13 protein-coding genes are annotated in these 13,308 nt (G+C 49.5%); 3 read left to right on the forward strand and 10 right to left on the reverse strand.

All coding sequences use genetic code 11. The annotated features are described in order from the left end of the window. Together ACFQZE_RS08010 and acsA are read right to left on the reverse strand one after the other, a co-directional pair. Positions 1–122 (reverse strand): helix-turn-helix domain-containing protein (locus ACFQZE_RS08010; RefSeq protein WP_379356973.1); only part of this gene is annotated, 122 nt, incomplete at its 3' end. Positions 123–362: 240 nt separating this feature from the next. After that, on the reverse strand, positions 363–2,087 hold the full coding sequence (gene acsA, locus ACFQZE_RS08015; RefSeq protein ID WP_379355591.1) for an acetate--CoA ligase: 1,725 nt from the start codon (positions 2,085–2,087) through the stop codon (positions 363–365). 204 nt (positions 2,088–2,291) lie between these two features. Here acsA and ACFQZE_RS08020 point away from each other — a divergent pair, with 204 nt between their 5' ends. Together ACFQZE_RS08020 and ACFQZE_RS08025 are read left to right on the forward strand one after the other, a co-directional pair. After that, positions 2,292–2,936: a GNAT family N-acetyltransferase gene (locus ACFQZE_RS08020; RefSeq protein WP_379355593.1), complete on the forward strand. Its 645-nt coding sequence runs from the start codon at positions 2,292–2,294 to the stop codon at positions 2,934–2,936. 36 nt (positions 2,937–2,972) lie between these two features. Next, the gene (locus ACFQZE_RS08025; protein ID WP_379355595.1) at positions 2,973–4,151 is read left to right on the forward strand and encodes an acetoin utilization protein AcuC; all 1,179 of its coding nucleotides are present in this window, start codon (positions 2,973–2,975) and stop codon (positions 4,149–4,151) included. Between the two features lie 73 nt (positions 4,152–4,224). On the opposite strand, the gene ACFQZE_RS08030 is transcribed toward ACFQZE_RS08025, so the two are convergent. The 4 genes from ACFQZE_RS08030 to ACFQZE_RS08045 all read right to left on the reverse strand — a co-directional run bounded on the left by ACFQZE_RS08030 (position 4,225) and on the right by ACFQZE_RS08045 (position 7,078). Then, positions 4,225–4,926: a 5'-methylthioadenosine/adenosylhomocysteine nucleosidase gene (locus ACFQZE_RS08030; RefSeq protein ID WP_379355597.1), complete on the reverse strand. Its 702-nt coding sequence runs from the start codon at positions 4,924–4,926 to the stop codon at positions 4,225–4,227. Positions 4,927–4,931: 5 nt separating this feature from the next. After that, a complete protein-coding gene (gene ccpA / locus ACFQZE_RS08035) occupies positions 4,932–5,936 on the reverse strand; it encodes a catabolite control protein A (protein WP_379355599.1) in 1,005 nt (334 codons plus the stop codon). A 135-nt stretch (positions 5,937–6,071) separates the two neighbouring features. Next, positions 6,072–6,485 carry a hypothetical protein gene (locus ACFQZE_RS08040; RefSeq protein WP_379355601.1) on the reverse strand — a complete coding sequence of 138 codons (414 nt, stop codon included), beginning with the start codon at positions 6,483–6,485 and terminating at the stop codon, positions 6,072–6,074. Positions 6,486–6,640: 155 nt separating this feature from the next. Next, positions 6,641–7,078, reverse strand: a complete 438-nt coding sequence (locus ACFQZE_RS08045) for a VanZ family protein (RefSeq protein WP_379355603.1) — start codon at positions 7,076–7,078, stop codon at positions 6,641–6,643. Positions 7,079–7,142: 64 nt separating this feature from the next. On the opposite strand from ACFQZE_RS08045, the gene ACFQZE_RS08050 reads away from it, so the two are divergent. Then, complete coding sequence (locus tag ACFQZE_RS08050; RefSeq protein ID WP_379355605.1) at positions 7,143–7,673, forward strand: type 1 glutamine amidotransferase domain-containing protein; 531 nt, start codon at positions 7,143–7,145, stop codon at positions 7,671–7,673. On the opposite strand, the gene ptsP is transcribed toward ACFQZE_RS08050, so the two are convergent. The 4 genes from ptsP to aroA all read right to left on the reverse strand — a co-directional run bounded on the left by ptsP (position 7,670) and on the right by aroA (position 13,282). Next, positions 7,670–9,412, reverse strand: coding sequence for a phosphoenolpyruvate--protein phosphotransferase (ptsP, locus tag ACFQZE_RS08055; RefSeq protein ID WP_379355607.1), 1,743 nt, complete (start codon positions 9,410–9,412; stop codon positions 7,670–7,672). The genes ACFQZE_RS08050 and ptsP overlap by 4 nt on opposite strands. Then, positions 9,409–11,295: a glucose PTS transporter subunit IIA gene (locus tag ACFQZE_RS08060; RefSeq protein WP_379355609.1), complete on the reverse strand. Its 1,887-nt coding sequence runs from the start codon at positions 11,293–11,295 to the stop codon at positions 9,409–9,411. Before ACFQZE_RS08060 ends, ptsP begins: the two co-directional genes overlap by 4 nt. Positions 11,296–11,512: 217 nt before the next feature. Continuing rightward, positions 11,513–11,947, reverse strand: a complete 435-nt coding sequence (locus ACFQZE_RS08065) for a CoA-binding protein (RefSeq protein WP_379355611.1) — start codon at positions 11,945–11,947, stop codon at positions 11,513–11,515. Between the two features lie 21 nt (positions 11,948–11,968). Then, positions 11,969–13,282, reverse strand: a complete 1,314-nt coding sequence (aroA, locus tag ACFQZE_RS08070; RefSeq protein WP_379355613.1) for a 3-phosphoshikimate 1-carboxyvinyltransferase — start codon at positions 13,280–13,282, stop codon at positions 11,969–11,971. Positions 13,283–13,308: the final 26 nt, after the last annotated feature.

Consider the following 13,308-nt stretch of genomic DNA (forward strand, 5'->3'; position numbering starts at 1 on the left):
TGCAACTCTCCTGCTCTGTACCAGCGTAGCCACGTTTCCACTTGAGTTCGGTTTCGAATGCCTAATTGCTCTAATACTTCTCTCTTCGTAGCACCGGCTAACTTCATTTCAATAGCTTTCATTTTGATTTCTAACGGATAACTAACTCTCGTTGCCAAAACAAAAACACCTCCAAAGTTGTCCTCCACATCTTACGATGTCTCGGCATTTTCTTGAAGGTGTTTTGATTTGTCTCACACTATGGGGTCAGTTCCCCTCCTTCTCGGAGGCTGCATAGGCTTTTTTTTGTGAAACAAAAACCGGCAAGCCTCTTAGCGAGGTTTGCCGGTTCCCTTATATGTCGATATAGGATTGCAATAATCTTAATCTTCGATTGTAGACAAGTCGCCTGTCGGCAAGTTCAATTCCCAAGCCTTCAGCACCCGTCTCATAATTTTGCCGCTGCGCGTTTTAGGGAGCTTATCCTTAAACTCAATTTCTCTAGGCGCCGCATGTGCGGACAAACCTATTTTCACAAATTGAGCGATCTCCTTCTTGAGCTCTTCGGACGGCTCGAACCCTTCGCGAAGCGCAATAAAAGCTTTAATAATTTCCCCGCGCATTGGATCCGGCTTGCCGATAACTCCCGCCTCCGCAACAGCAGGATGCTCAACCAGCTTGCTCTCGACTTCAAACGGGCCTACCCGCTCGCCAGCCGTATTAATAACGTCGTCGATACGGCCTTGGAACCAGAAATAGCCGTCTTCGTCCATATAAGCGGAGTCGCCGGATACATACCAGCCTTCCAAACGGAAGTACTCTTCGTATTTGGACGGATTGTTCCAAACTTTGCGCATCATGGACGGCCAAGGGGTGCGAACCGCCAAATTGCCCATACGGTAAGGCGGAACCTCATTGCCGTTGTCGTCGATAATGGCCGCTTTTACGCCTGGCAACGGCTTGCCCATGGAACCTGGCTTAATATCCATGCTAGGATAGTTGCAGATTAATTGACCGCCCGTCTCCGTCATCCACCAAGTATCGTGAATGCGCTGGTTGTATACTTTCATGCCCCATCTTACAACTTCGGGATTGAGCGGCTCGCCAACGCTTAGCACATGGCGAAGGCTGGACAAATCAAATTGCTTGGACAAGTCGTCGCCCGCTCCCATCAGCATGCGGAAGGCGGTAGGCGCACTGTACCATACCGTTACATTATATTTTTGAATGACGTTGTACCAGTCGCTTGGACTGAAGCGTCCACCACGCACGACATTGGTAGCGCCATTAAGCCATGGAGCAAAAATACCATATGAAGTGCCCGTTACCCAGCCTGGGTCAGCCGTACACCAGTAAATATCATTCTCTTTCAAATCCAATACAGCCTGGCCTGTAAAAAGATGTTGAACCATCGCGTTCTGTACATGGTAAACACCTTTTGGCTTGCCCGTGGAACCGGAAGTGTAATGCAAAATAAGGCCGTCCTCACGGTCCAGCCACTGGATTTCGGCTTCTTCGGACGCTTTGCCCATTTCTTCCTTGTAATTCACGATGCCTTCTTCGCTTGGAACCTCATCGCCAAAAACAATAACATGTTTTAAGCCAGGCAGCTCATCGCGTTTAATCCGGTGCAAAAGAGCAGGAGTCGTAACGATCGCAATCGCTTCGCTGTCTTGCAATCTGTCTTTCACGGCCGTTTCCATAAACGCTTCAAACAAAGGTCCTACAACCGCACCGATCTTAAGAGCGCCAAGGACGCTGAAATAAAGCTCAGGCGTACGAGGCATAAATATGAATACACGTTCGCCTTTGCCAATGCCGAGCCCGCGCAAAACATTGGCGAAGCGGTTGGATTGTTTGCTTAGCTGCTCGAACGTGTACGACTCATCACGCTCGTTGTCGCTGTAATACAGAGCTGTCTTGTTGCCTTTGCCTAGCTCCAAATGGCGGTCAATTGCTTCATACGCCATGTTTACTTTTCCAGTTTGGTGCCAGCTGAACTGTTTCTCCACTTGTTCCCATTGGAATGAAGAAGCGGCTTCTTCGTAATTGATTAAGTTTGGATTTGTTGCTGTTGCCGGTACACGCTCTTGATGCAAGTTGATCATACTATCACTCTCCCATCAAATCTGTAAATCTTTAGTATAGGTATGCGCTTTCAATTGACCACAATCATTATACCACAATTTGTTTACTTCCGACTACGCTTTTCATTTTCTTGATTGTTTGTTATAAAGAATAGTAGGAAATAATCATTTTGTGGAAGATTTAATCAGTTTTCTCGACAGTTGAGACGAAAGGGGACCCTACGGATGGAGCACCGCAAGCGGCTGCAGAGAGAAATGATTACAATTGATTCAATCGATCACTACCGGGAGCTAGTTATTGAAGGACCGGTTCCAGCGAGCCGATTGTCAGAATACGTTATGCATCCCAAGCTCGACGCCTTCCGAAGGCCTGCCGAACAGCATGGAGCGCTAGTGGAAATAGCGGATTTGGAAGAAGGAAGAATTATTTTGGCTAGAGACGGCGATCTCATTGTCGGCTACGTCACTTTCCACTATCCCGATGAGCTTGAACGTTGGTCGGAAGGCGGAATGAACGACTTGATCGAGCTCGGCGCTATCGAGGTGGCCGACAACTATCGCGCTTTTGGACTCGGAAAAAAAATGATTGAGATGGCTTTCGTCGAAGAGCAGCTCGAAAACATGATCGTTTATACGACAGAATATTATTGGCATTGGGATTTGGAAGGAACGGGCTTAAGTGTGTGGGATTATCGCAACATGATGGAAAACTTGATGAAATCGGTAGGCATGATTTGGTACGCTACCGATGATCCGGAAATATGCTCCCATCCTGCCAATTGCCTCATGGTTCGTATTGGCAAAGAAGTACCTCTTAGTTCGATCGAAAAGTTCGACCGGGTGCGCTTCCGAGGACGATTCATGTACTAAGCCGTACATATATTAGGGAAAGGAAATGAGCTTAGAATGATATCCAACGCTGTTTTCATTCATCATTCCGATTCAACCGGCTATAAATTTCATGAAGACCATCCCTTCGATCCTATTCGCCTATCCTTGACGATGGATTTATTGAAGGAATCGCAAGCGCTTACCGATGAAGACATTTATTATCCTGAGGAGCTTATCGGCGATCATATGCTGGAGCTCGTCCATCGCCCCGACTACGTACAAGCCGTCAAGGCTCTGGATACGGAAGACGACCCGCGCCGCAAGTCCGTCCTTGCGGATCAATTTGGACTTCAAACGGAGGACACTCCTTTTTTTCCAGGGCTGCATAAAGCAGCTTCGGCTATTGTGACGGGTTCTGTAGCCGCTGCCGAAGCCGTGATGAGCGGACGCCACCTGCATGCGTTCCATTTGGCGGGCGGCCTGCATCACGCTTTTCCGGATCGTGCGGCTGGGTTTTGCGTCTATAACGACGCCGCAATCGCCATCAAACATATCCGCCAGCATTACAAGGCGAGAGTGCTCTATATCGATACTGACGTCCATCATGGCGATGGCGTGCAGTGGAGCTTCTACGACGACCCTGATGTTTGCACCTATTCCATTCATGAGACGGGTAAATATTTGTTCCCTGGGACAGGTTTTGCCTACGAAAAAGGCGTCGATAAAGGATACGGCAGCTGCTTTAACGTCCCTCTCGAACCTTATACCGAAGATGAGTCTTGGCTTGAAAGCTTTAACGTGACGCTCCGCAAAGTCATTGAATTTTATAAACCGGATGTGATTCTCAGCCAACATGGCTGCGACGCGCATGCCTTCGATCCGCTCTCCCACATTCATTGCAGCATGCGGATTTATCGTGAAATTCCAGCTATTATACACGAGCTGGCCCACTCCTACACCGGCGGGAAATGGATTGCGGTGGGCGGGGGCGGCTACGACATTTGGCGTGTTGTGCCGCGCGCATGGGCGCTTGTTTGGCTCGAGATGACGGAGCATCCTCTCGTTGCCTCTATATCATCAGAGGGCTCCTCCCCGCTGCCGGAGGCTTGGCTGAAACGATGGGGCAACGAAAGCCCCGTCCCCCTGCCGGATTGCTGGCTTGACGACTTGACGAATGTTCAGGCTATTCCTAGAAGAGAAGTGATTACGGAGCAAAATCGCAACGTTCAAACCATTGTTATTCAGGACTTATAACTTTTGTACCCGCAAAAAAAGAACCTTCACTCCGCGACAAAGCGGATAGTGAAGGTTCTTCCTTTTAAAAAGGCTATTGCATATGTTTAACCATCTCGTTGATGATTTGATAGGAGTTCTTTGAAGCTTCTACCGTAAACTCAGGAAAATTAACATGAGCCGAACCGTCCGCCTTATCGGACATGGACCGGATGATGACAAATGGAATGCCGTTCATCTCACATACTTGGGCGACTGAAGCGCCTTCCATCTCAGCGCAGGCGCCTTGGAAAGCTACGTGAAGAGCTTCAACCGTTTCGCGGCTGGCAATAAACTGATCGCCCGAGAGCACCTTCCCCTTCAAGCTGCGGCCAGAGAACAGCTTCTCGCTTGCGCTTGACGCTAGCTGCACCAAAACTTCATCCGCTTTAAACTCCCAATTCGGGTGGAATGGGATTTCGCCTTTGGCAAACCCAAGCGGCGTACAATCCATATCATGCTGAATGCAAGAAGTGGACACGACAATGTCGCCGATATTGAGCCTTGGATCAAGCGCGCCGGCTACACCGGTAAACAGGACACTTCCAGCGCCCGCATCCAGCAGAAGCTGCGTGCAAACCGCCGCATTGACTTTGCCGACGCCCGATTTGCAATAAATGACGGACTTCCCATGAAGCGTTCCTTCGTAATAAGTAATTCCTGCTTTCGTAAAGCTGGACGCTACGTCCACATGCTCATGAAGCAGCTTGATTTCTTCTGCCATAGCACCAATGATTCCAATTTTCCCGGTAGACATATATGCTATTTTCCTCCAACCGATTGACGGACAACGATTTCATGGGGCAAAACGACTTTGGACTGCTCGACATTTTCCTTTTTCATCAGCTTGGTCAGCAAACGCATAGATACGGCGCCGATATCGTACATCGGCTGGGCAACCGCCGTTAATTGCGGCCGCACCATTGACGCCATCCGGCTGTTGTCGACACTGATGACGGAAATATCGGACGGAACTTGCAAGCCGGAATCCTGAATGCAATGGATGGCGCCAATCGCCATTTCATCCGTCGCCGAAAATACGGCCGTTGGTCTTTCATCCAACCCGATAAAATATTTCATCGCTTCCGCACCGGACTCATACCGGTAATTGCCTATGCGAACCAAAGTGTCGTCATATGTAATGCCGGAAGCATCCAAAGCGCGCTTGTAGCCTTGGAATCTCGCATAACCGTTCGAAGGATCCTGAAGCGTCCCGCTAATCATCGCAATCCGTTTGTGGCCTTCGGCAACGAGCAGTTTGACTGCGTCGTAAGCCGCTTCTTCATGATTGATATCGACCGACGGAATTTGGTTGTTGTCATCGCTCGTCGCGCAAAGCACGATTGGCACGTTAGCGGTGCGGAACGCTTGAAGATGCTCTTCCGTTACCGCGCCTCCCATAAACAGAAGACCGTCCACTTGCTTCTCCAGCAGCGTATTGATGACGCGGATTTCTTTATCCTTCTTCTTGTCGGCGTTGCATAAAATAATATTATAATGATACATATTAGCGATGTCTTCAATTCCGCGCGCCACTTCCGCAAAAATGGCATTGGAGATGTCGGGAATAACCACGCCAACTGTTGTCGTTTTTTTGCTTGCTAGACCGCGGGCAACCGCATTTGGACGATAGCCCAGACGCTCGATCGCCTCGTAAACCTTTTTCCTAGTGGCTGGCTTCACGTTGGGGTTATTGTTTACAACCCGGGAAACCGTAGCCATGGACACTCCTGCTTCTCTTGCTACATCATAAATGGTTACCGTCACGGATTCTCTCTCCATTTGCTCAGAATTTTATTTGTTCGTACGCCGCATGATTAACGTAATGATACGACAAATTATTACTTTTCGCAATGTGAAGCCGGAATCGCCAAGTACGGATATCCTCTAAAGGGGCCTTGCTTATGTATGCAGCGTTCTTCTGCTAATTTGCTCCAGCCTTTTGTTCAGATCGGCTATCCATGCTTCGTCATTCAGCGATTGGGCCATTAAATACAAGTCGAGCAGCGTATTGATTCTTTGCTGCGTCAATGCTTCTACTTCATGGACTTCCGTATGTCCGCGATTCACTTTCGCTTCTACTAACAAATCTGCCCACTCGTTACATTCGTTAAACAAAAAAGTGCTCTTATCGGGTGTAGCGCCAAGCTGGGCGATCAATCCCGTCAAGTCGGGCTTCACTTCCGGAATGACTTCGCTTCGGTTGCAAAACGCGCATGAAAAGATCGGAACATTGTCAATCTCTACTTTTCCCGAATAGATGACGGTCCGAAGCTTCATCGTCATCATCTCGCCGCAAAGGCATTTCTTACGCAAAATGGTCATCTCCCTCTCATAACGGCGGGTGCCGCTATCATTCCTGCCTTATTCATAATGAGAACGAGTAAATTATTCGACCTTTTTTGTCAAAACTCCTGCTAATGCGGCTTTGTAATTTTTACTACGTGCATAAAATATGCGAAAAAACTACATTAAGTCGATATTTTTCGCCAAATGCGCAAAACCGGAGGAATCGAAACGAACAAAACCCATACGGTCGCCCCAATAATATCGTTGCGAACATCCATAATGTCCATCATTCTTCCGCCTACATAATATTGATGAATTTCATCGGTAACCCCGTACAGGCCACACAACAAAACGATAATAGCCTTCATCCTTATCCGTTCGGAACGTTTCCCAAACCCGTAATCGAACGCTGCGGCAAGAATAAAATAAGAAACATAATGACCCCAATCAAAGCTGGTCATGCCGGGAAAAAGCTTTTGAAAAAAGGGCAGGGCGGAATTAACTTCGTCGCCCGTTCGAGAGGACAATGCAAAAATAACGGCCATCCAAACGATCGCGGGTACGAATCGGAGCAGCCTGCGCGCTTTGGAGGTCTCTTTTTGTCCGGTCATTTGATTCATGCGATCTCCTTCGATAAAATAGAGTTGAAATGATAAGTTATCCATCACAATGGAGGAATGGAAAATGTCCTTGCAAAACAAAACGGTCATCTGCTTGCTGGATGACGAGTTTGAAGATTTGGAACTATGGTATCCTGTCTATCGCGTTCGCGAAGCGGGCGCTACGGTTCTGTACGCCGGTCCCGAAAAGGGTAAAACCCATATTGGCAAATATGGCGTGCCGGCCGTTGCCGACTTGTCCTTCGACGAGGTGAACGGCGACGACATTATCGGCCTTCTAGTGCCGGGCGGTTGGGCGCCGGATAAGCTGAGACGTTACCCGAAAGTATTGCAGCTAGTAAAGGAACTGGATGCCGCGAACAAGCCGATCGGCCAAATTTGCCATGCCGGGTGGGTGCTCATCTCGGCCAAAATTTTGGAAGGACGCAAAGTCACCTCTACTCCTGGCATTAGAGACGATATGGAAAATGCCGGAGCGACATGGTTTGACGAGCCGGTTGTAGTAGACGGAAATCTCATTTCGGCCCGCCGTCCGCCAGACCTTCCTCCTTACGCAAAAGCATTTGTGGACGCATTAGAACAGCGAATGGGTTAACCATTCGCTGTTTCTTCGTCTCTGCGCTCCGAAAACGCCTCAAGCATAGCGATAACTTCACCGCTCGTCCGGCAGCTTTTTAATTGTTCGAACAGCACTCTGCCCTCTGTCTGGCTAGAGCCGAGCAGCCGTTCTTTCACTTGAAGAATGGAATGCGCGGACATGCTCAGTCCGTCAACGTCCAAACTTAGCCAAATTGGCAACGCTCTTAAATCTCCCGCCAATTCTCCGCATACGCCAACCGTAATGCCGCATCGCTTGGCCGCTTCGACCGTATGGGTCAGCATTCGGAGCAGCGCAGGATGGAATGGCTCATACAAGTGAGAAATCTCTTCGTTCATCCGATCCACCGCAAGTGTAAACTGCACCAGATCATTTGTCCCTATGCTAAAAAAGTCGACCTCCTGCGCAAGCAAATCCGCGATCATGACGGCAGCCGGCACTTCGATCATTATGCCTACTTTCATCCCGTCATCGTAAGGAAGCCCCTCGCGATCAAGCTCCGCTTTTGCCTCATTCAAAATCGCATTGGCCGCCCTCACCTCTTCCACCGATGAAATAAGCGGGTACATGAGTTTGACTTGACCGTATACGCTTGCTCGCAAAATGGCGCGCAGCTGCGTTTTAAACAAATCTTTGCGGTCGAGCGAAATACGGATGGCCCGATATCCGAGAAACGGATTATCCTCCTCCGGCAAGTCGAAATAATCGAGCTGCTTGTCGCCTCCGATATCCAGCGTTCGAATCACTAGCGGATCTCCGGCCAGCTTCTCCGCTACCCCCCGGTAAACATCGAATTGCTCCTCTTCCCGCGGAAACCGATTGCGGTCCATATACAAAAATTCGGTCCGGAACAATCCGACTCCATTCGCTCCGCTCGTAAGCGCAATTTCAAGCTCTTTAATTGAGCTGATATTCGCCTCTAGTCTAAGCGGTTTGCCGTCTAGCGTAACAGAGCGCTGGCCCGCAAAATGCTGCAGCTTTATTTTGGCTTCGTTTTGTTTGTCCTGCAATTCGTTGTACTGCTCAATGACGGTGGGCCCCGGCTCAATAAACACAGCGCCTTCCCCGCCATCGATAATGATCGTTTGGCCCGTCAGTATCGTTTCCTCAAGCCCTTGTTCCACGCCGACCACGAGCGGAATGCCTAGTGCGCGGGCCATGATGGAGGAGTGTGAAGTTGTGCTCCCGGCCAGCGTAACGATGCCAAGCACATGATCCGGATTAATATGGGCGAGCTGGGACGGAGACAGCTCCTTCGCTATTAAAATAAAGGGCTGCGTATCTGCCGGCAGCTGAATTTCCGGAACGCCGAGCAGATGCTTCAATAACCGGTTGCCTACATCTTTAATGTCCAGCGCCCGCTCCTTCATATAATCGTCATCCAGCAAATCAAACATCGTCACAAAATGGTCGATCGCTTCCTTAACTGCTACTTCCGCCGCTTTGTATTGCCTTTGGATAATGCCTTGAATTTCGTTCATAAAGACAGGATCGTCCAAAATGGCGATATGCGCGTCGAATATATGAGTTTCTTCAGAGCCAACCACTTCGCGGAGCTCATCTTTAATTTGTTCAATTTCATGCTTCGACGTCCGAATGCCCTCGTACACTCTTTCGAACTCCCGGGCAAAATCGGCAACGTCAACTTTCTGATCCGGCACTTCCCATTCCCAATTGGGCAGCACAAACGCTTTCCCGATGGCGATGCCCATAGATGCGCCAATACCTTGAATCATTGTGTTTCCCCTCCACCGTTGCTCTCTTTAAGTACAACTGACATAACCGAGCTTTGTCCCTTCTTTACAGCTTTAAACGGCGCAAAACGCCAAGAATGAACGACATCGGAATTGGTGATGACCATTGGCGTCGCAAGCGATTTGCTCTCTTTGCGCACCCGCTGCAGGTTGAACCGGATAAGCAGCATTCCCGGCAGCACGTCGTCCCCTTCCTTTACGAACGCTTGGAAATAAGATTTGCCCGCAAGCCGCGAGGTGTCGATTCCGATATGCAGAAGCACTTCCAGCCCTTCCGGCGTTTTGATGCCGATGGCGTGCATGGTAGGGTAAATATGAATGACCTTTCCTTTTACAGGCGAAACAAGCTCCCCTTTGTCAGGGAAAAAAGCTACCCCTTGGCCCACCAGCTTGCCCGCAAAAATAGGATCGGGCACTTCTTCCAGCGGAATCATCCGCCCTTGCATCGGAGAATGGAACAATACTTGAGCTTGATCCCGCCTGATTGCTTTCAGCATTTCCTCGCGAATCAGCTCCGAATAAGTGCCGAAGACGACCTGGACATGGCCTCCGCCTAAACGGATGACTCCAGCAGCGCCGAGATTGCGCAGCGCGTTCGAGTCAATGACTTTTTCGTTTGAAACTTTAAGCCGCAGCCGCGTTATACATGACTCCATCTGAACAATGTTGTCTTTGCCGCCGATCGCTTGCAAAATAAGCGGAGCCCGGTATGGGATATCTCCCGCCCACTCGTCAAGCTGCGATCCTTCTTCGCGACCCGGTGTCGGAATGCGGAATTTTCGAATCGCAAAGCGGAACAACACGTAATAAACGATTCCTACGACGATGCCAATCGGAATAATGAGCCAGCCTCTGGTCGCCAAATGCTCGTTAATAATAAAGTCAATCGCCCCCGCCGAAAACGAGAAGCCGTGTAAAATACCAAGCTCATAAGTAATCCACATAATGATGCCAGACAAGATGGCATGTATCACGTACAAAAAAGGAGCAACAAACAAAAAGGCGAATTCGACCGGCTCGGTCACTCCAGTTAAAAAGGAAGCTAAAGCCGCATACACAAACGTTTTGCGTATTTTAGGCTTCAAGTCTTCTCGCGCTTCATGAATAATAGCAAAAGCAATGGCCGGCAAAGCAAACATCATGGTAGGATACAGACCGGCCATAAAGGCGCCCGCCGTTGGATCGCCTGCAAAAAAGCGCGGCAAATCGCCGTAAACGATATTTCCGGCTTCCGTCTCATACCCGCCAATCTGAAACCAGAACACATGGCTAACCAAATGGTGCAGCCCGAACACGACCAAAATTCTAAGCACGAAACCATAAAGAAAAACGCCGAAACCGCCCCCGGATGCTACAATCTCACCCAAATCAAACAAAAAGCGATGCAGGTACGGGGCGACATTGACCATCCCGATCGCAAAGATAAACGAAATGAAGCTGACGAATAACGGGACAAAACGCGGTCCTCCAAAAAACTGTATGTATTCCGGCAGCCGTAAATCTTTAAACCGTTCGTGGCTAAAGCCCGCCGTTATGCCAATGATGGCGCCAATGAGTACGGTCGGCTCGATTTGCAGGCTGGAGGCTCCCGTTATGCCCGTATAAATAATCATTCCGACCAAAGCCGCCATGCCAGCCGCCAGCGCATTGCCCGTTAATCCAAGCGCTACGCCTACCGCAAACAAATACGGCAAATATAAAAAGATCATTTCGCTGGCCGCCCGCAAATGATCGGGCATGCCAGGCAATCCTATGTAATCCCAAGGCAGCTGGCTCAAGCTAAGAAACACAGCCGCGCCAGGAAGAACGATCATCGGCAGCATGAAAGCTCTGCCAAGCTGCTGCAGGCTTCCTAAAAACGTCATCGCAAACCTCCTCTACCCGCTTCTTAAGCAAAGCAGTCCTAAAATCAACATGTAAAGAACATGCTTCATTCCAGCTTTTCTTCTTCAATGTTAGGCGCTCGCCTTGTATTTGTCAAAAGAAACGGCGGGTCCCTGAAGGGGCCCGCCCTGTTGATGATTCTTTCCTTAAATCAAAAGACTTTCTTATTGTGGAGAACACGCTCTTAAATTATGAGCGTCAGGTTTTGGCTTTGCCTCCTGGAAGCAAAATGGAATCCTCCACTTTAATGCAGCGGTCCATAATGACGTTCAGACCGCCTTCGGATGCGATGTTGGCGGCTTCATCACTCGCAACGCCGAGCTGAAGCCATAATGTCTTCGCGCCAATGGCGACCGCCTCTTCGGCAACGGGAGGCGTAAATTCGCTGCGGCGAAACACGTTGACAATATCGACAGGCACGGGAATATCCGCAAGCTTTCCGTAACTCTTTTGCCCCAGTATCGTTTCCGCATTGGGATTGACAGGGATAATGGTGTAGCCTTTAGCTTGCATAGCCTCGGACACCATATAAGAAACTCGTTCCGGATTGTCGGACAATCCAACGACTGCAACCGTCTGGCTGCCGCTCAAAATTTCTTTAATTTGTTCCCGTTCCGGGTTTTGAAAAGCCATGCCGACACCTCATTTCGTGGTTTAATGGGAAGAGCCGGGCGCTCCGTCCACCCATTCTACATTTGCGCCCAGCGCTTTCAAATGGTCAAAATAAATCGGATACGACTTGGCGACATGATGAGCGTCGTGAATGCGAAGCGGCTGTTTGGCACGAAGGCCAACAATCGTCAGCGCCATAATAACACGGTGGTCGTAGTGCGCATTAATATCTACGCCGCCTTCCACTCCTTCCGGACGTCCATGAACGATAATTTCGCTTTGGCGCTCTTCCACATTTGCCCCTGCCTTGCGAAGCTCGTTCAAATAATCGGTAATCCGGTCACATTCCTTGTAACGCAAATTTTCTACGTTGTAAAAACGGGAAGTACCCTCTGCAAATACGGCAGCCGCTACCATGGCAAGAACGGCATCCGTCGCATGGTCGCCGTCGAACTCCACCGCTTTTAGCTTGCCGTTTCCTTGTACATGCACAACTCCGTTTTCATGCGTAAGCGGAACTTCCATCATCCGCAAAACGTCAACGACAGCGCGTTCGCCTTGCTTGCTGTTTTCCATCAGGCGGTTGATCGTCACATCGGATTCCGTTACGGCAGCCGCGGCCAGAATCGCTGCGGAACCAGGGTAGTCTCCTTGTACGGTGTACGTTTTGGCCTCATAGCTCTGGCGTCCAGGCACGCGGAATCTCATATAATCTTCGTCCGCATGAATGATGATGCCCGCTTGCTCCAGCACTTCAAGAGTTTGGCCGACAACCACTTTCGATTTCAAATCGTGAAGCACTTCGATTTCGCTGTCTTCCTCCAGGAGCGGGGTAAGGAACAGCAGCGCGCTCAAAAACTGGGAGCTGATATTGCCGGAAACTTGAATATGCCCGCCCTTTGGCTGACCGCCTTTGATCGAAATCGGCAGCTTTCCGTTATTATGTTCAATTTGCACGTTCATTTTGCTTAAGGATTCGATCAAATCGTCATGCGGACGTTTGCCAAGGGAATCCGGGTAACGGTTAATAAACGTAACGTCCGGGCACAAAGCCGCAATCGCCATCAAAAACCGCAAGACGGCTCCTGCATTGCCAACGTCGAGTTGCTCAACCGGCTTCGGATTCCGGCCAAATCCGGTAATGACGATTTTTTCGTCATCTTCTTCCACGATAGCGCCAAGATCACGGATACAACGGCGCATCGCGTCGCTATCTTCGCTATGTGCGGGGAAATAGATAGTGCTTGTACCTTCCGCAAGCGCTGCAACGAGCAAATAGCGGGTCGTATAATTTTTGGAGGATAATGCCTCTAGTTTTCCAGTTAGCTTCGGTGTCGGCGTTACGATTACGTCCATTTTTAGGTAGGTCCCCTTCTATATGG

It is taken from the genome of Paenibacillus sp. GCM10027627 (assembly GCF_042675505.1).
In the GTDB taxonomy this organism is placed as follows: domain Bacteria; phylum Bacillota; class Bacilli; order Paenibacillales; family Paenibacillaceae; genus Pristimantibacillus.